Genomic DNA, 16,927 nt, shown 5'->3' on the forward strand with positions numbered 1-16,927 from the left:
TTTTTGAAAATTTCTATTATATGAATAGCAACTAAAAAAGAGCCTCAAAGGGCCCATTTTAGTTTAAGAAAATCGGATTTGGAGCAGCCGGTACCGGAATTGCATCTGATACGTCATATTTGCCGATTTTGTTTGTTCTGGTTTCGGTAAAGGTCACTTCTGTGAAGCCAAACTCTTTTGCGGTTAAAAGAAGTCCCTCAATCATTAAAATACCGGCAATAGAATCCTCAACTTCTGAGTCCTTTGAAAAGCGGATATATAAGTGTTTCTGTTTCTTCGTTACAGATTGGACAGCACCCGCTTGAATAAGCGGTGTTGTATCTTCTTGGCTGCTCGATTCCATTTCCTTAATCGCTTCTTTTACTGTATCAAATGTTTTTTCTGACGGAATGAGAAAGTTCCCTTGTTTATTTTTGTACAAGTAGTAAGCTCTTTTTGACTGTTTGGGAATCGAAATTTCCGTAAAAGTGCCATATGAGCCAATCCGAACCCCAGTCTCATTTTGATCCGATAAAAATTTGACTTTTTCATAAGGACTCCATTTTAAGGATTCTTTAAGCAATTTTTTTAACAGTGTATCATCTTTTACAGAAAATGCCGTAGCTGGCTGATGGACTCGTATACTTAATTCCTTCTGCTTTGGTTTTTCTTTTATTTCTACTTCATCTATGAAGGATGGAATTGTAATGGCATGATCCAAGATATCCAATTCACTACTTACAGTCAGCATGTCCTGGATCGTTTGGTATGCATTTGTTTTTTGAATGCTGACAGGTATGATTGCAGATGTATCGGCATCAGCAACTGCTACAGTGATGTAATTGTCTTGTTCCTTTTCAGGTACAACAAACGATGTATGATCCAGGGATGATGCAGCTTTTGGGCTGTCTTCTGTCTCAGTTTTCGTTACTGCGTTCTCTTGGGACGCTTCTTTTTGTTGAGGCTGTGCCTGATCAAAGAAATGAGGAGAAATAATGAAGGCGATATAAACCGCAATTGCAGCGGCACACGCGGGGCCAATCCACCTGACAGCGGGCTTATTTTTACGCTTTGCCATCGTCAGCCGCTTGTAAATATCCTGAGGCGAACGATGGTCTTTAACTGCCGGAAGTTGACTTAACAACTCCTTTATCTGTTCTTCGTTCCATTCTGACTTCATCATCCATTAGCTCCTCCCTCAAAAGCTCCATATGTTTCCGAAGTACTTTGAGCCCTCTGTGTTGGGTCGTTTTTACTTTGCTTTCCGAGAAGCGCAGAGCCTTGGCTGTTTCCTGTATTGAATATCCCTGAATAAACCGCAAGATAATCACAGCTCTTTGATCGATTGTACATTGATCAAGCGCAGCATAAATTTCCCGGACATTTTCATGTTGAACCGCAAGTTCGTCCGGCAGCAATTGCTGATCCCTGACATCCTGTGTATCCCAGTCAAATGTACCGAGTATACGCTGTCTGATTGTTTGCTGTTTACGAAACCAGTCTATCGCAACATGGCGTGCGATAGACAAAAGCCATGTTTTTTCACTGCTTCTTCCTTCAAACGTATGATAAGAATTTAATACCCGGATATAAACCTCTTGAAGAAGGTCTTCTGTCTGGTTTTTATCCTTTACCATATAAAATAAAAATTGGTACAAATCTTGATGATATGTATCATATAATAATTGAAAGGTTTCTTCCATTTGAAACCCCTCCGTTCACTTTTTTGTCGTATGAATAGCTTGAAAAGTTACATTACAACTATATTACGAGTAACTGGAATTTGGAAGGGAATTTATATTAACATATCCTTAAATTTTATTAATGTTGGCTATTAAAAAAACACCCGCTCAGTCAGCGGGTGTTTCTTATGGAACAAGATTCTTCGGCAAATTCAGACTCGATTTTACCGTTTTGTCGGAATATAAAAAGTAAATGTTGTTCCTTTATCTATTCGGCTGTGCACAGTAATTGATCCGTTGTGGGCTTCCACGATATTTTTAACGATAGCCAGCCCTAACCCGGTTCCTGCTCTTCCCCTTGTCCGCGCTTTATCTGCCTTATAAAACCGCTCAAAGATAAATGGCAGATCTTCTTCCGGTATGCCGGACCCGGAGTCTTTGATATCAATTTTCAATCCATCCTTCACAGAATGGACTGAAATGGAGACACTGCCGCCGGATGAAGTATGCCGCAACGCGTTATCGATCAAATTGGTAAATACCTGCTCCATCTTGTCTTCATCAAACATAAATTCCTCTTCCGTGAGAGAAATGTCATGATGTAAAGCAATATTTTTTTCTTTCGCAACACCGGAAAACTTCCGAATGATCTTTTCTAAAAACTCATTCACATTGATTTTTTCATAATGTAAGCCTGTATGGCCTGATTCCATTCGGGCTAAATCAAGCAAATCATTAACTAAACGGCCCATTCGGAGCGATTCGTCATAAATGATTTGGGCAATTTCTTTCCGGTCTTCTTCAGAGCTTGCAATGTCATCGACAATTGCTTCACTGTATCCCTGAAGCATGGAGATTGGTGTTCTCAGCTCATGACTGACATTTGCGATAAAGTCCTCCCGCAGCTTATCAAGGCGGCGTTCTTCTGTCATGTCACGCAGTACGGCAACCGCTCCTCTGACATGCGATTCCGCATAAAGCGGCGACATCAAAAGCACCCATGATCTGCCTTGCAGCGTCATCTCAATCATTTGTTCTTTTTCAGTGCTGACAGCGTTTTGAAACAGCTCTTTTGCTTCAGGCGGAAGGTTGTCGCCTTCTTTGATATTCATGTTCTGTTCATAATACCAAGCCTGAAGAAAACGTTCAGCCGGCGGGTTGGTCACAAGAATCGCACCGTCAATATTAATGGTAATAACCCCGTCAGCCATACTGCTCAAAATGTTAGAAAGCTGTTCTTTTTCTTGATTGAGCGCATTGATATGAAAGTTAAGCTGCCGGCCCATTTGATTAAAAGCGGTCGCCAGTTCACCGATTTCATCCTGAGTTAAAATCGGGATTTTTGTATCGAACTTGCCCTTCGCCAAATCCTGCGCGCCTTCTCTCATTTTTCGGAGAGGGTACGTGACCCTACTTGATAAAAAGAATGCGAAAAATGTGGTCAGCACAATCGCAATTCCAGCGGCAAGAAAAATATAGCGGGTCGTATGTTTTGTTGTATCTTTAACGGCAAGCAAAGACTGGGATAAAAAGACCATGCCTTTCTTTCCGTCTTTTTCATACGGGACACCTACAATCAGGCGTTCATTATCCGTGTCTGTATCGCTCAGTCCCGTCCGTTTGCTTACTTTTTTATGGTCTTTGAGAGCTTTATTTAAGTCTTTGTCATGCTGTATTTGCTCAACCGTTATAGACGACAGGCGATTTTTATCATTCGGAGAATACCAGTGGTTCTTCTCATCCTGGATGATGGCAATGCTTGTTAAGTTATCAGCGAGCTCCCAAGTGATTGACCTTGCCAGTGCCTGGTCCTCGTGATTTTCTAGGATGACAGCAACTTTATTCGCAAGCTGTGTTAAATCATTCTCGGCTTCTTCCACATGGTAGTTTTCAATAAACTCCAGCAAAAGAACCGTTAAAATGAACAATACGATCAAGACGAGTGAAAGGATCGTAAACCACAGCTTGCCTACTACGCTTTTCCAAAATTTCATTCAGCGCCGACCTCAAATTTATAACCTACACCCCATACGGTGACAATTTTTTTCGCAGCTTCCGGAGATACCTTGTTCAGCTTCTCTCTCAAGCGTTTGACGTGAGTGTCCACTGTCCGTAAATCACCAAAAAACTCATATTGCCACACTTCTTTCAGAAGCTTTTCCCGATCATACACCTTGTCAGGCGTTTTCGCTAAGAAATATAGAAGCTCATACTCTTTTGGCGTCAGGCTCACTTCTGTTCCATCAGCTGTTACGCGGTGAGCGTCATGGTCTATGGACAGATGTGAAAACACGAGCACATTTTTCGTCGGTGTATTGGCATTGAAATAAGAGGTTTGGGATGCTCTTCTCAAAAGGGCCTTCACACGCAGCACGACTTCTCTCGGGCTGAACGGCTTAACAATATAATCATCTGTTCCCGCTTCAAACCCCTGCACCCGGTTTGCTTCTTCTCCTTTTGCGGTCAGCATGATAATGGGTGTCGCTTTTTTTTCACGAATTTGCCGGCACACTTCAATTCCATCAGTCCCCGGCATCATCAGATCAAGCAAAATTAAGTCATAATTGGCTTCAAGCCCTTTGGCAATGGCTTCATCACCATTTTCAGCTTCATCTATAGCATAATTTTCACGTTCAAGATACATTCTTAAAAGGCGGCGAATTCTGGCTTCGTCATCAACTACTAATATTTTTGTTTCGTTCGTTTGGTCCATGTTTTCCCCCTGCTTTCCTTCTGTTACTTTCATTTTATCAAATCGTGAGAAAGTTTGAGAACTGTGTCGCTTTCAAAGGACTATGCATAAGAATGAAGTCCGGCAAGCACAAGATTTACGAATATTAAATTAAACATAATAATAGCAAAACCGATTACGGCCAGCCATGCTGACTTCTCACCGTGCCAGCCTCTTGACAGTCTTAAGTGCAAGTAAGCGGCATAGAACAAAAACGTGATCAGCGCCCATACTTCCTTAGGGTCCCAGCCCCAAAATCTGGTCCAGGCGAGCTGAGCCCAAATCATTGCAAAGATCAGCGCGCCGAGTGTAAAGATCGGAAATCCGATTGATACGGCCCTGTACCCAACCTCATCCACCAGATCAAGATTGACGTTTTTCACCAGCGGATGTAATAGAGCGCTGATTCTTTTTCTGATGATCAGACGGAGAGCCCCATACAACACAAGACCTGCTCCAAATGACCAAATGACAGTGTTCACTTTTCTGCCTGAGAAAAGCGCGGGAAGATCAACAAGCGGTTCCATTCTTCCTTCGGTCAAAAGCTCTCCCTGATGCGGACCGACAAGCGCGGGCATTTCGTACACCATCACGCTTTTTTCTTTACTTTTGTCCACCCAGTTAAACTCCGCTTCATAGCCTGCAAGACGAAATGCTGATGTGATTGCAATAAAGGCGACGGTTGTGACCAGGATAAACATAATCGCTTCAAGCCAGAAGGTCTTTTTGCTTGGCTTTGTCTGGTCTACATGCTTCAAAAGAAAGATGACACCAGCGACAAAGCTGATGGCAAGTATAGCTTGCCCAAGCGCGGCCGTTGTTACGTGAATATACAGCCAGTTGCTTTGGAGCGAAGGAATTAAAGGCGAGATATCTGTCGGAAACATGCTGGCGTAGGCAATCAGCAATAAAGCAATTGACAGCGTAAACAGGCCTAATGAAGGCAATCTATAGAGAAAATAAAGAATGATAAACGCCAAAACAAGCATCATGCCAAAAGCGGTGGTGAATTCAAACATATTGCTGACAGGCGCATGGCCGCTGGCAGCCCACCTTGTGATGAAATATCCTAGGTGGCAGAAAAAACCGACAATAGAAAGGGTGATTCCAATGTTGGCCCATCGGTTTGGCCTGCCCTTTTTATCTTTATTCCCGCGTATGGCCCCGCCGAAGATTGGGACAGCGATTAAATACACAAGAAAGGCCGCATAAAGAAAATTTCCGCTCAGCTCTGCCATGACATCACTCCCTTTTCGCCTATTTCTGTGTTTTGATTAATTCTTTTTGGTCCGCCGGTTCAGTCAGTCCGGAATCAGCCAATATAAATGCTAAATCCTTCTTCAGGCCAAACCAGTTTTTATTGGTATGCCCCGCTACCATAACTGCACCGTCCTGTGAGTGCAGCCAAATTCTTCGATGCTGCCAGTACATACCTTGAATAACACCGATCATAAAAATGGCTCCGCCGACAGCAAGCACCCAGAGTGTCAGATCCTTTCTGACTGTAAGTCCAGTAATGTTTTTCGTTTCGACATGGTCAAATTTCAGCTTGTATTTATTATTGCCTGATCCTTCGATGGTTTCTTGGATGGCGACAAAGCTCTTTTCGCCTTTCGGTTTGTCCGGCGTTATAATATTAAAGACAAAAGCCGGATTGTTAGGGATCTTTGTTTTTGTGCTTGGCTCTCCGTCCTGATTAAAATAGAAGTCAGGCAGGTAGCTGGCGATTTCCACCTTGTAACCGTTACCAAGATCATAGACTGAATCTGGATCCAGAAGGTTGATCTTCAGGCTCCCAAAGGATTTTTTTGTTTTTTTATCAATCAGCTGGAACACCATTTGGTCAAGCTGATTCTCTTTGTAATCCACCTGGTAAACGGAAAAAGAATCAAAACGCAGCGGCTGATTGACACGGATGTCTTCTTCTGTTACTTTTTCCAGCTTCGGCTTCTCGCCATAAACAATTTTTCCTTCTCTCTTGTAGAGTACGGCATCGGTTTGAAAGTTCTTTGCCACTCTACCGTCCCCGACTCTGTCAATGGCATCTGCAAATACCTTTTTTTCCGTTTTGCTGTTATAGGTCTCTACGCTGAATTGATTGTTTTTCAAATAATATTTTCCGTCTGTACCCGGAATTGCTGCGGTTTCGCCTTCTCTGACCCAAAGCGTCTCATCGACGTACATGCCAGGCACAAATCTCAGCATCGCACCAATCAGAAAGATGATCAATCCAATGTGGTTGACATACGGGCCCCAGCGGGAAAAGCGTCCTTTTTCAGCAAGAATGCTGCCCTCTTTTTCTCTGATTCTATAATGTTTTTTCTTTAATAGAGCAACTATCTTTTCTTTCGATTCCCCGTTCAGTACAGTAACTGTTTCACTGAACAAGCGCTGCCTTCTTAAAAAGGCCGGGCTCCTTCTGACACCTTGGTTTTTTAACGCTCTATACAACGGAATGACCCGATCAAGGCTGCAAATCACGAGTGAAATGCCGATCGAGGCAATGAGCAGCAAATACCACCAAGAACCATATAAATGATGAAACCCGAGCAAATAATAAAGCTGGCCAAACGTGCCGTACTGCTCCTTGTAATAAGTATCAGCCTGTGCGCCCGGAGGCAGATAGGCTTCCTGGGGAAAAATGGTGCCGAACGCTGATGCGGCAAGGGTTATGACGATAAGCCATATTCCCACCTTAACCGAGGAAAAGAAATTCCAAATTTTGTCGATGATCGTTTTGTTATAGGTTTGCGAACGTCTTGCGCTTCCGTCATATCTCATATCAGCGAGCGGAGGTTGAGTTTCCTGAAGAGCTCTTCCGCACGATTCGCATAAAACGGTTCCGACCGGGTTTATATGTCCGCATTCACATTTGACTTGCTTCATCCCGAAGTCTCTCCGGGTTTTATGAGATTCATATAATCGTGTATCATGCTTTCTGTCATAGTGCCGGTCACCACCTTGACAACTTTTCCTTCCGGATTGATCAAAAAGGTTGTCGGAAGCGGAGATACGTCATAGGCATCAAGCACTTGGCGATCTGTATCCAGAACAACCGGGAAATTGACTCCGTAGGATTTCATAAAATTATGTACTGCTATCTTTGACTCCCCAACATTTACAGCGACAATTTCAACACCTTGGCTTTTAAAATGCTTATATTGGTTTGCCATATAAGGAAACTCTTTTTTGCACGGTTCACACCATGTACCCCAGAAATTCAAAAAAACACCTTTCCCTTTTAAGTCACTGAGCTCGATACGTTTCCCATTCGTATCCTCTAGGACAAAATTCGGTGCGTCGGACCCTTCGGATATACTCTCTTTGCCGGCAAATACAGCGTTGTAAATGGTATAGCCGAGTGCGCAGATTAAAACGAGAAGGATGCCGGTCCGAATGAATAAACGCCTTTTTTTCTTCATTGTCCACTGCCCCCTTCCCCCTATTGCAGATCCATTCAATTATATCATTGCACGTTCATTTCACATTTCTTACTTTTTGAAGGTTATGTGAAATTTAGAAAGCGTTTTTACCGTGATCCGCCAGTGCTCTGAGCCTTTTTACTTCGTGAGGCGTAAGCTCTCTGGCATCGCCCGTGTGCAGGCCTCGCAGGTTTAAAAACGCGTATTCCTCACGCTTCAGCTTGATTACCTCATGTCCGATCGCTTCAAACATGCGGCGCACCTGTCTGTTGCGTCCCTCATGGATCGTCAGCTGAATAATGCTTGTCTGCTTTTTCTTATCCAAAGACAGCAGCTTCGCTTTAGCAGGCGCTGTTTTGCCTTCCTCCAGCCTAATTCCGCGCTCCAGCTTTCTGAGCAGCTCTTTAGGCGGGATTCCTTTCACCTTCGCCACGTATGTTTTGTCTATTTCATACTTAGGATGCATTAGCTTATTGGCGAATTCGCCGTCATTGGTTAAAAGCAAAAGACCGCTCGTATCATAGTCCAGACGCCCAATCGGATAAATGCGCTGCGGAATATTTTTAAAAAAGTCCGTCACCACTTTGCGTCCTTTATCATCTTGCGCTGCGGAAATAACGCCTCTTGGTTTATATAAGAGAAAGTAAACCGGCTCTTCGCGTTCAACCTTTAACCCGTTTACCTCAATCTGATCAGAACCGGTGACCTTAACACCTAGCTCTGTTACTACTTTGCCATTCACCTTTACTTTTCCTTCTTTAATCAGCTCTTCTGCCTTTCTGCGCGACGCAACTCCGGCATGAGCAATCACTTTTTGCAGTCTTTCCATGTCTTTCACCTCAAGTATTATCTTACTTTTTTCAACCTTAACAAACAAGCTTTTTCAAATTCCTATGCCAAATCTAAAAAAAACGCCGTTTTCAGGCGCTCCCAAATAATAACGTAACGATGATGATAGATGCAACTACGCCGATTAAATCTGCAAGAAGTCCCACCTTTAATGCATCACCCATTTTTTTAATGCCGACTGCTCCGAAATACACAGTCAGTACGTAAAGCGTTGTATCTGTAGATCCCTGCATGACGGAAGCCAGCCTGCCGATAAAGGAATCGGGCCCGTATACAGCAATTAAATCGGTCGTCATTCCGAGTGCGGCCGTACCGGAGATCGGGCGGATCAGAGCAAGCGGCACTACTTCAGCAGGGATGCCGATAGCGGAGAAAGCCGGTTTTAAAAGATCCATTATAAAATCAAGCGCGCCTGATGATCTGAAAACAGTTATAGCGACAAGCATTCCGACTAAATAGGGGATAATGGAAAAGGCGATTTCTATCCCCTCTTTCCCGCCTTCGACAAACGATTCATATGTCGGAACCTTTTTGATCGTTCCATAAAGAAGAATTCCGGCAATAATGATTGGAATCATGGCTAAAGACAGCCAGTTGATGATTTCCATCCGTTCACCTTCCCTTCTTTTTGCGGCGGTAATAAAAATACCGATCAATGATAATGGCACCGATTCCGGAAATAAGCGTTGCCAAAATGCTTGGCCCGACGATATCTGTCGGCGTTTTGGAGGAATAAGCCATTCGGACAGCGATCACCGTTGTCGGGATGAGTGTGATGCAGGACGTATTAACAGCTAAAAAAGTAATCATCGACCGGCTTGCTTCCGATCGGTTTCCATTCAGCTTTTTCATTTGTTCCATTGCTTTAATGCCAAGCGGAGTTGCTGCATTTCCGAGGCCGAAGAAATTCGCCATAAGATTAGATAAAATATAGCCCATCGCCGGGTGATCCGGCGGTATATCAGGGAACAGTTTAGATATAAAAGGCCTGCACATCCGGCTGAAAATATCCAAAAGACCTGACTGCTCGGCGATTTTCATTAAGCCAAGCCAGAAAACAAGCACGCTCATCAATCCGAATGAGATCGTAATCGCTTCTTTCGCACCCTTAAACACGGCTTCATTTACATCTTGCAGAGTTCCGTTGCACATCGCAAAAACGAGTCCGATCACGGTTAAACTGACCCAAATTATATTGACCATTTTGCTCCGCCTGCCGCATTCAGAAAGATTGATTTAAACGTTTCAAAAAATTGTTTCTTCGGTTTTTGATGCCGCTCATTTTCATAATAGATCGGCACTTTTGCGATGGTTGCATTGTTGAACATGATCTCCATGTGCCCTACGATGTCAGGGATTTTCGAGGCATCTTTTTCCCATGCTTTTTTCGGCTTGAGCAGTGTGGTATTAATTTTCACATCTTCTTTTTCCTCTTCAGTCAGCAAATAGGTGATATCACGTTTGATAAAAGCCTTCGATTCATAAAATGTGCCTTTCAGCTTTGGAATATCCCCTTTTTTTGCAATTAAATAAGTTTGATAATGCTCAAACACATAGTTAAACATCTTCATATGGTCATCCCAATCATTAGGGTCATTAATGGTGACGGCTATCAGGTCAATGTCGTCCTTTGAAGCCGTAGAGACCAGTGTCCGTTTTGCAAGTTTTGTATAGCCTGTTTTTCCTCCTGTGCTGTACGGATATAGCATGGTCAGCAGTTTATTTTTGTTTTTCCATACGCTTTCCATCGTTTCCGCTTTGTATATTTTTGTGCCTGAAATCTTTTGATAGTCTTTCAGCTTCATAGCATATTTAGTTAAAATGGCCATGTCATAGGCTGTTGAATAATGATTTTCATGGTCGTCCAATCCGTGCGGGTTTTGAAAACGGGTGTTCTTCATACCAAGCTGCTCGGCTTTTTGATTCATCATATAAACAAACCCATCGAGGCTCCCACCGACATGCTCAGCAATCGCGACAGCGGCGTCGTTTCCTGACCTTAGCATCAGGCCATACACAAGATCTTTCAGCTTCACTTTTTGACCTTCTGTTAAATAAATGGCGGAGCCTTCTGTTCTGACAGCATTTGCTGAAACCGTCACCGTTTGATCCATTTTGCCGGATTCGATGGCGAGGACGGCGGTCATAATTTTTGTGATGCTCGCGATCCGCCTTTTTTGATGCTCATCCTTGGCATATAACACTCTGCCTGACGCACCGTCAATAATGATCGCGCTTTTTGCACTGACATCTATAGCAGCATGTGCTGTATTCACATTTACGGTTGCAATAAGAAAAGAAATCATGATCACGAATACTGCTTTTTTGAAAATGCGCATGTTTGCTCACGTCCTTGTGGTGGTTTGTACAAGTTTATGCGCATGTCCATCAGTTATGAATAACAATTATATTTCTGGAAGCAAACATAAAAAAACTCTCCCTGAAAAAGGGAGAGTAAACGTTATCTGATTGGCGCCATGCTTGATCCGGATGCTTCGTAATGAGCCAGCTCTTCCCTCATCTTCAGAAAGGCAGCGCTCAACGGCAATAATAATTGCTCAAGCGACGCAGGAACAGCATGATAAAACTCAATTGCGCTGACCCCGGTATAAGACGCCCGGCTATTTTCACACCACGTGTCTTTTTTCGGCATAAAGAACTCTTCAATGCATTGGTGATACACATTATAAAGTGTTTTTTCCGCTCTGGCTTCCTGAAAAGGCTCCTGCATCAGGAGACGGCGGCACGCTTCTGCGCCTCCTTCACAAAATACTGCCATTCTTCTCAGAGTGCTCAGCACATCACAGCAGTATCCTTTTTCAATAGGCAATTCAGCCTGTAAGGACTCAAGCGTCGTTTGATTTAGGTAATCGTTCACGGTATTGACAACCATTGATAAGAATTCGCCTGTTTTTTGAGTCTGCGCTCGCACAATCGAATGTCCCATTTCGTTTGGTATCTTCCCCTCATGTCTTTGTCTCTCACATTTTGCTTCTTTCATGATAGCTTCTTCCTTATATCTTATGATGATGAAAAAGCGCGATTCATTAAACTTCTATTTTATATCTTCGAAGGTTTGGTTAAAGTTTTCAAAAAATAAATCTGCTTCTTCTTGAAGAACGTCTTCTTCCGCATTTTCAGGCAGCGGCGGAAGCTCGTCCAGCGTTTTCAGACCGAATTGTTCAAGAAAAGTCGGCGTAGTACCGTATAAAATGGCCCGCCCCGGACCATCGGCACGCCCTACTTCACACAATAGCGCCTTCGCGACAAGACTGTGTAAAATCCGCTCTGATTTTACTCCTCTGATTTCTTCAATTTCTGCTCTCGTAATTGGCTGTTTGTATGAAACAATGGCCAGTACTTCTAAAGATGCTTGAGAAAGGCCCTTTGACGGCACTTCAATCAGTTTTTTCAAGTAAGGCGCAAAGTCTTTTTTGGTAGAGAGCATGTACGTATCTGCATACTCAATAAGTTCAATCCCTCGTGTATCTCCGCGGTATTCGTCCGCCACATCCGCCATGATCGTGTTCAGTTCAGGCTCTTCGATTTCAAGCACTGTTAACAGCTGCTTTTTTGTAAGCCCTTCATCGCCTGCCGCATAAAGAAGGGCTTCCACAATAGCTTTCCAATTCACGATATCAAGCCCCATGAATGGATTCACTCCCCGTAATGTAAATATCTGAAAAATTGTGCTCCTGTTCAATGAGGACCAGCTGATTTTTCATCAGCTCGAGAACAGCTAGAAAGGTCACTACTAAATGTTCTTTTTGCTCATATGGAAACAGATCCATAAAGTTGATTCTCGTTCCTCTAGATTTCAAGCTGTGCACGATTTCGTTCATTCTGGCTTCGATTGGTATGTCCTGTCTTGTAATTGTTGTTTCCATCGGCCTGTTTATTTTTTTGCGTTTCAGCACTTTTTGAAAAGCTCCGATCATATCATAGACCGTGACAGAGAGCTTTTGCTCAGACTGTTTTACTTCTTTTGCATATTCACTCAAATCACTCGGCGGTTTCGTGAACGATTTTTGTCTTTCTTCTTCCCGTTCTTTTAATTCCTTCGCCGCATCTTTATATTTTCGATACTCAATCAGCTTTTCAATCAGTTCCTCCCGCGGATCTTCTTCTTCAAGCAATTCATCTTCAAAAAGCTCCTCCTCTTGCTTTGGGAGCAGCATTCTGCTTTTAATGCTGAGCAGCGTGGCAGCCATAACCAAATACTCGCTGGCCATATCGAGCTCAAGCACACGCATCGTATGTACATATAATAAATATTGTTCAGTGATCTTCGCCACAGGTATATCATATATGTCAATTTCAAGACGATTGATTAAATGAAGCAGCAGGTCCAATGGGCCCTCAAACGTATCAATTTTCACTTGATATTCTTCCATCATCTCACCATTTTCAAGTATCACTCTCATTGCCGGAAAAACTGGCTACCCTATAGTATAAGCCACCAAAAAGCTCTCGTCCAATACTATTTCATTTCCTGTTTTGAACAAGTTTGTACAGAATATTCAAAACACGAGAGGTGTTTGCTCGGAGCGCAGAAGCGGGAGAAAAAGCCTTAGCTTCTGGTTTTCCTTTCTAAGAAGCAATAGAGGCCGAGCGTTCTTTTTTCCTTTTATCCCTTCTATGGTACACTAAAAGCACATTAAAGGAGGAAACACCTTGTATCCGAAAGCTTATATAGAGTATCTCGTTGAGTTTCACGCGACACGGGATTATTTTGAATGCCATGAAATATTAGAAGAATTCTGGAAGGAAGACCCGCCAAAGAAACGAAAACGCTATTGGGTGGGCTTTATTCAGCTTGCAGTGGCTTTATATCATCACAGAAGACAGAATACAGCCGGGGCAAAAAGACTGATGGCGAACAGCATCCGGATTCTTCAAGCAGAATACCGGGCAGTCGAAGACTTAGGGCTCGATCATGGCCGTTTGCTCGAACTTATGCAATCGGTTTACGAACAAATCGAAACGGGCTCTGCCTATAAAAGCATTATGCTGCCAATCAAAGATGAGAAACTGGAGGAAGCATGCAGGATCGAATGCAGGAAAAAAAAGTATACATGGGGGCAGCCCAGTGCACTCAGGAACATATTTCTTATCGACAAACACCGTTTGCGGGATCGGACTGACGTCATCCGTGAACGTGAAAAAGAAATAGAACGCAGAAAAAAAAGCAGAGACTGATCACAGCCTCTGCTCAGCGTGTCGACAAACCCTCGCATTCGTTGTCAAGCCTGTGCGTTGGTGCTCACGAATGAAAACATTCGCTCCGCTCCAATGCTCAGCTTTCCTAGACTTCAAGGGTTTTCAATCGCGCTGAAAGGATGACAAAAACCTAAAACAAAACTGTTTTCGGATTTTGTCATCAAACTAAAGCAGAGGCTGATCACAGCCTCTGCTTAATTATTGTATGAAATGTCTTGATCCTGCTGACCTTGACAACGTTCGAAAAAGCTCTGCGTTAATTCATTTGGAACCAGTACTTGCGTTTTGAATAAATGCTTTAAAGCATCCATCATCTGTTTTCCGATTCCTTGATGGCGATGAGAAGGATTCACACTGATATGCCGGATCTCAACCTCAGAATCCTTTTTTTCGACTCCGATTGCTCCGACGATATCCTCGTCCTCTTTCCAAAGAAAGAGCTGGCGGTCTGTATCCGTTTCGTAGTCCTTAATTGTCTGCTGAAGCTGCTTAAGGTCTTTTTCATTCGGCATAAACGAAAGAAGCCCCATCGCAATCTTTTCAAACGATTTTTTATAACGAATTAACATAAAAACCCCTCTATATCCAAAATGTCCAGTCTGCTATTAACGGATACGAATAGGTGATCCGTTTTCTCACATTATATCATTTTCGCCATATTTTTAAACTGTTTTCAGCAAATTATTCAAATGAGCGGTTTAAATTTGCCATTTCAATGGCAGAAACAGCACAATCTACACCTTTGTTGCCCGCTTTTGTGCCGGCACGCTCGATAGCCTGTTCGATGTTTTCAGTTGTTACAATTCCAAAGATGACAGGTACACCAGTAGTGTTTGCTGCTTGCGCGATGCCTTTTGCAGCTTCATTGCAGACATAATCGTAATGTGTCGTCGCGCCTCTGATGACAGTGCCCAATGTGATAATAGCATCATATTTTTTTGTTTCCGCCATTTTTTTCGCAGCAAACGGTATTTCAAATGCGCCTGGAACCCAAGCCACATCAATATCATTTGTGTCTACGCCATGTCTGAGCAGCGCATCTTCTGCTCCGCTCAGCAGCTTGCTCGTAATAAAATCATTAAATCTTCCTACTACGATTCCGATTTTAAGACCTGTACCAACTAAATTTCCTTGTATGATATTCATATGATTCCCATCCTTTTTTGTGATATTTGTGATTAGAAATGAAGTAAATGACCTAGCTTGTTCATTTTGGTTTGCAAATATTTTTTATTGTGTTCTTTCGCCTCCATTTGAAGCGGCACTCTTTCTGAAATACTGAGTCCGTAGCCTTCAAGGCCTGCGATTTTTCGCGGATTATTCGTCAAAAGCTTCATATTCCGGACACCGAGGTCGCGTAAAATTTGTGCTCCGATGCCATAGTTGCGAAGATCCGGCAAGAATCCAAGCGCCTCATTGGCTTCTACGGTGTCATAACCTTGTTCCTGAAGCTTATAAGCTTTTAATTTATTGATTAAACCGATGCCTCGTCCTTCTTGGCGCAAGTACAGAAGCACTCCACGGCCTTCAGCGGCAATTTGGTTCAGCGCGGCGTGCAGCTGCGGTCCGCAGTCACAGCGATGAGACCCAAACACGTCACCTGTGAGACATTCTGAATGCACCCGGACCAATACCGGTTCTTCTCCGAACGGCACCTCTCCCATCACAAATGCGACATGCTCTTTTCCATCTACCTCATTTGTGTATCCATAAACCTTAAATGTCCCAAAATCAGTAGGCAGCGTAATGTCAACTTCACGCTCGACAAGTGTTGTCAGATTGTAACGGTATTGAATCAAATCCTTAATGGTGATCATTTTTAATTGATGCTTTTTCGCAATTTCAATGAGCTCAGGCACTCTCGCCATCGTTCCGTCTTCATTCATAATTTCACAAATGACGCCGGCTCCTGGAGATCCGCAAGCTTCAGCAAGATCAACAGCAGCTTCTGTATGGCCCGCTCTTTTCAGGACACCTCCTTTTTTCGCAATCAGCGGAAAAATGTGCCCCGGACGCTGAAAATCAGATGGCACGGATTTGCTGTCCAGCAATGCTTGAACGGTAAAAGATCTTTCTTGAGCGCTGATACCTGTCTTCGTTTCACGATGGTCTATGCTTACGGTAAATGCAGTGTGGTGAGAATCTGTATTATGCTCAACCATAGGGTGAAGATCAAGCCTGTCTGCGATTTCCTCACTGAGCGGCGTGCAGATCAGTCCTCTCCCATGTGTCGCCATAAAGTTAATGACTTCCGGCGTTGCATGCTCGGCAAGAGCCACAAAGTCTCCTTCATTTTCTCTGTCTTCATCATCTACAACGATGATGACTTCGCCTTTTTTTAAAGCGTCCAGTGCTTCTTCTATCGGATGAAACATGCAAATCTTCCTCTCTAAAAGCCGTTTTCGCTTAAGAAGGCTTTTGTAATGGTTTGTTGGGTCTTATTTTCATTGGCTTTATGCAAAAATCGATACATATATTTTCCGATCATATCGCATTCGATATTCACTTTAGAGCCGATCGTTTTTTCTGAAAAAATCGTTTCGCTGATCGTATGCGGTATTAAGGAGATCGTCACTGTGTCTTCTGTCAGGCCGAATATGGTTAAGCTCACGCCATCCACAGTAATTGATCCCTTTAAAACCAATGTTTTTGTTAATGATGGGTCCATTTTTAAATCATAGTAAACTGCGTTGCTTTTCTCTTCAATTCGTGTGATTTCCGCAGTTCCGTCGACATGGCCTGAGACGAAATGGCCTCCGAAACGGCCGTTTGCCGCCATCGCTCTTTCCAGATTTACTTTGCTTCCTTTTGTTAAATCATTCAGTGACGTAGCTTTGACTGTTTCAGGCATAACATCCACTGTGAATTGATTTTTTGTAAAATCAGTGACAGTTAAACAAATGCCGTTCACTGCAATGCTGTCGCCAAGATGAACATCCTCTAAAATCTTTGAGCATTTAATTGTTAAGGCCATTGAATGCCCTGCTTTTTTCATGGATTCGATTGTGCCTGTTTCTTCGATAATTCCTGTAAACATGGTCACC

19 protein-coding genes are annotated in these 16,927 nt (G+C 43.1%); 1 reads left to right on the plus strand and 18 read right to left on the minus strand.

Annotation, left to right across the window (positions count from 1 at the left end; translation table 11 throughout):
- Positions 1 to 58: 58 nt before the first annotated feature.
- The 14 genes from rsiX to scpA all read right to left on the minus strand — a co-directional run bounded on the left by rsiX (position 59) and on the right by scpA (position 13,057).
- Positions 59 to 1,162, minus strand: a complete 1,104-nt coding sequence (gene rsiX / locus NSQ09_RS17450; RefSeq protein ID WP_095843806.1) for an anti-sigma-X factor RsiX — start codon at positions 1,160 to 1,162, stop codon at positions 59 to 61.
- Positions 1,098 to 1,682 (minus strand): RNA polymerase sigma factor SigX, encoded by a 585-nt coding sequence (sigX, locus tag NSQ09_RS17455; protein ID WP_003230521.1) that lies wholly within the window; start codon positions 1,680 to 1,682, stop codon positions 1,098 to 1,100. Before sigX ends, rsiX begins: the two co-directional genes overlap by 65 nt.
- 203 nt (positions 1,683 to 1,885) lie before the next feature.
- Positions 1,886 to 3,655 (minus strand): sensor histidine kinase ResE, encoded by a 1,770-nt coding sequence (gene resE / locus NSQ09_RS17460; RefSeq protein ID WP_017695908.1) that lies wholly within the window; start codon positions 3,653 to 3,655, stop codon positions 1,886 to 1,888.
- Positions 3,652 to 4,374, minus strand: coding sequence for a DNA-binding response regulator ResD (gene resD, locus NSQ09_RS17465; protein WP_003246107.1), 723 nt, complete (start codon positions 4,372 to 4,374; stop codon positions 3,652 to 3,654). The genes resE and resD overlap by 4 nt, the downstream gene beginning before the upstream one ends.
- Positions 4,375 to 4,454: 80 nt before the next feature.
- Complete coding sequence (resC, locus tag NSQ09_RS17470) at positions 4,455 to 5,630, minus strand: cytochrome c biogenesis protein ResC (RefSeq protein WP_004398799.1); 1,176 nt, start codon at positions 5,628 to 5,630, stop codon at positions 4,455 to 4,457.
- 19 nt (positions 5,631 to 5,649) lie between these two features.
- On the minus strand, positions 5,650 to 7,278 hold the full coding sequence (gene resB / locus NSQ09_RS17475; protein WP_041338376.1) for a cytochrome c biogenesis protein ResB: 1,629 nt from the start codon (positions 7,276 to 7,278) through the stop codon (positions 5,650 to 5,652).
- Positions 7,275 to 7,814 (minus strand): thiol-disulfide oxidoreductase ResA, encoded by a 540-nt coding sequence (gene resA / locus NSQ09_RS17480; protein WP_003230513.1) that lies wholly within the window; start codon positions 7,812 to 7,814, stop codon positions 7,275 to 7,277. Before resA ends, resB begins: the two co-directional genes overlap by 4 nt.
- A 94-nt stretch (positions 7,815 to 7,908) precedes the next feature.
- Positions 7,909 to 8,643, minus strand: coding sequence for a 23S rRNA pseudouridine(2605) synthase RluB (gene rluB / locus NSQ09_RS17485; protein WP_004398815.1), 735 nt, complete (start codon positions 8,641 to 8,643; stop codon positions 7,909 to 7,911).
- Positions 8,644 to 8,734: 91 nt separating this feature from the next.
- A complete protein-coding gene (gene spmB, locus NSQ09_RS17490) occupies positions 8,735 to 9,271 on the minus strand; it encodes a spore maturation protein SpmB (RefSeq protein ID WP_003230509.1) in 537 nt (178 codons plus the stop codon).
- A gap of 4 nt (positions 9,272 to 9,275) precedes the next feature.
- Positions 9,276 to 9,866, minus strand: a complete 591-nt coding sequence (gene spmA / locus NSQ09_RS17495; RefSeq protein WP_004398980.1) for a spore maturation protein SpmA — start codon at positions 9,864 to 9,866, stop codon at positions 9,276 to 9,278.
- Positions 9,854 to 11,002, minus strand: coding sequence for a D-alanyl-D-alanine carboxypeptidase DacB (gene dacB, locus NSQ09_RS17500; protein ID WP_095843807.1), 1,149 nt, complete (start codon positions 11,000 to 11,002; stop codon positions 9,854 to 9,856). The genes spmA and dacB overlap by 13 nt, the downstream gene beginning before the upstream one ends.
- Before the next feature lie 122 nt (positions 11,003 to 11,124).
- Entirely contained in the window at positions 11,125 to 11,664 is a 540-nt protein-coding gene (locus NSQ09_RS17505; RefSeq protein ID WP_014477219.1) for a YpuI family protein, read from the minus strand.
- A gap of 54 nt (positions 11,665 to 11,718) precedes the next feature.
- Entirely contained in the window at positions 11,719 to 12,312 is a 594-nt protein-coding gene (gene scpB / locus NSQ09_RS17510; RefSeq protein WP_003223904.1) for an SMC-Scp complex subunit ScpB, read from the minus strand.
- Positions 12,302 to 13,057 (minus strand): segregation/condensation protein A, encoded by a 756-nt coding sequence (gene scpA, locus NSQ09_RS17515; protein ID WP_015714192.1) that lies wholly within the window; start codon positions 13,055 to 13,057, stop codon positions 12,302 to 12,304. Before scpA ends, scpB begins: the two co-directional genes overlap by 11 nt.
- A 280-nt stretch (positions 13,058 to 13,337) precedes the next feature.
- Here scpA and NSQ09_RS17520 point away from each other — a divergent pair, with 280 nt between their 5' ends.
- The gene (locus NSQ09_RS17520; RefSeq protein ID WP_129137767.1) at positions 13,338 to 13,862 is read left to right on the plus strand and encodes a DUF309 domain-containing protein; all 525 of its coding nucleotides are present in this window, start codon (positions 13,338 to 13,340) and stop codon (positions 13,860 to 13,862) included.
- A gap of 215 nt (positions 13,863 to 14,077) precedes the next feature.
- Here the strand turns inward: NSQ09_RS17520 and ribT are convergent, their stop codons facing one another.
- The 4 genes from ribT to ribE form a co-directional block, all read right to left on the minus strand.
- Positions 14,078 to 14,452: a GNAT family N-acetyltransferase RibT gene (ribT, locus tag NSQ09_RS17525; RefSeq protein ID WP_003223910.1), complete on the minus strand. Its 375-nt coding sequence runs from the start codon at positions 14,450 to 14,452 to the stop codon at positions 14,078 to 14,080.
- A 112-nt stretch (positions 14,453 to 14,564) separates the two neighbouring features.
- A complete protein-coding gene (ribH, locus tag NSQ09_RS17530; RefSeq protein WP_003223915.1) occupies positions 14,565 to 15,029 on the minus strand; it encodes a 6,7-dimethyl-8-ribityllumazine synthase in 465 nt (154 codons plus the stop codon).
- A gap of 32 nt (positions 15,030 to 15,061) precedes the next feature.
- Complete coding sequence (locus tag NSQ09_RS17535) at positions 15,062 to 16,258, minus strand: bifunctional 3,4-dihydroxy-2-butanone-4-phosphate synthase/GTP cyclohydrolase II (protein ID WP_003230496.1); 1,197 nt, start codon at positions 16,256 to 16,258, stop codon at positions 15,062 to 15,064.
- Positions 16,259 to 16,272: 14 nt separating this feature from the next.
- Positions 16,273 to 16,920: a riboflavin synthase subunit alpha gene (gene ribE, locus NSQ09_RS17540; protein WP_014480161.1), complete on the minus strand. Its 648-nt coding sequence runs from the start codon at positions 16,918 to 16,920 to the stop codon at positions 16,273 to 16,275.
- Positions 16,921 to 16,927: the final 7 nt, after the last annotated feature.

It is taken from the genome of Bacillus sp. FSL W8-1202 (genome assembly GCF_038006165.1).
GTDB lineage: Bacteria > Bacillota > Bacilli > Bacillales > Bacillaceae > Bacillus > Bacillus subtilis.

Coding starts and splice junctions, on each gene's coding strand:
- rsiX (WP_095843806.1), bottom strand. CDS start 1,162: ATGATGAAGTCAGAATGGAACGAAGAACAGATAAAGGAGTTGTTAAGT.
- sigX (WP_003230521.1), bottom strand. CDS start 1,682: ATGGAAGAAACCTTTCAATTATTATATGATACATATCATCAAGATTTG.
- resE (WP_017695908.1), bottom strand. CDS start 3,655: ATGAAATTTTGGAAAAGCGTAGTAGGCAAGCTGTGGTTTACGATCCTT.
- resD (WP_003246107.1), bottom strand. CDS start 4,374: ATGGACCAAACGAACGAAACAAAAATATTAGTAGTTGATGACGAAGCC.
- resC (WP_004398799.1), bottom strand. CDS start 5,630: ATGGCAGAGCTGAGCGGAAATTTTCTTTATGCGGCCTTTCTTGTGTAT.
- resB (WP_041338376.1), bottom strand. CDS start 7,278: ATGAAGCAAGTCAAATGTGAATGCGGACATATAAACCCGGTCGGAACC.
- resA (WP_003230513.1), bottom strand. CDS start 7,814: ATGAAGAAAAAAAGGCGTTTATTCATTCGGACCGGCATCCTTCTCGTT.
- rluB (WP_004398815.1), bottom strand. CDS start 8,643: ATGGAAAGACTGCAAAAAGTGATTGCTCATGCCGGAGTTGCGTCGCGC.
- spmB (WP_003230509.1), bottom strand. CDS start 9,271: ATGGAAATCATCAACTGGCTGTCTTTAGCCATGATTCCAATCATTATT.
- spmA (WP_004398980.1), bottom strand. CDS start 9,866: ATGGTCAATATAATTTGGGTCAGTTTAACCGTGATCGGACTCGTTTTT.
- dacB (WP_095843807.1), bottom strand. CDS start 11,002: ATGCGCATTTTCAAAAAAGCAGTATTCGTGATCATGATTTCTTTTCTT.
- NSQ09_RS17505 (WP_014477219.1), bottom strand. CDS start 11,664: ATGAAAGAAGCAAAATGTGAGAGACAAAGACATGAGGGGAAGATACCA.
- scpB (WP_003223904.1), bottom strand. CDS start 12,312: ATGGGGCTTGATATCGTGAATTGGAAAGCTATTGTGGAAGCCCTTCTT.
- scpA (WP_015714192.1), bottom strand. CDS start 13,057: ATGGAAGAATATCAAGTGAAAATTGATACGTTTGAGGGCCCATTGGAC.
- ribT (WP_003223910.1), bottom strand. CDS start 14,452: ATGTTAATTCGTTATAAAAAATCGTTTGAAAAGATTGCGATGGGGCTT.
- ribH (WP_003223915.1), bottom strand. CDS start 15,029: ATGAATATCATACAAGGAAATTTAGTTGGTACAGGTCTTAAAATCGGA.
- NSQ09_RS17535 (WP_003230496.1), bottom strand. CDS start 16,258: ATGTTTCATCCGATAGAAGAAGCACTGGACGCTTTAAAAAAAGGCGAA.
- ribE (WP_014480161.1), bottom strand. CDS start 16,920: ATGTTTACAGGAATTATCGAAGAAACAGGCACAATCGAATCCATGAAA.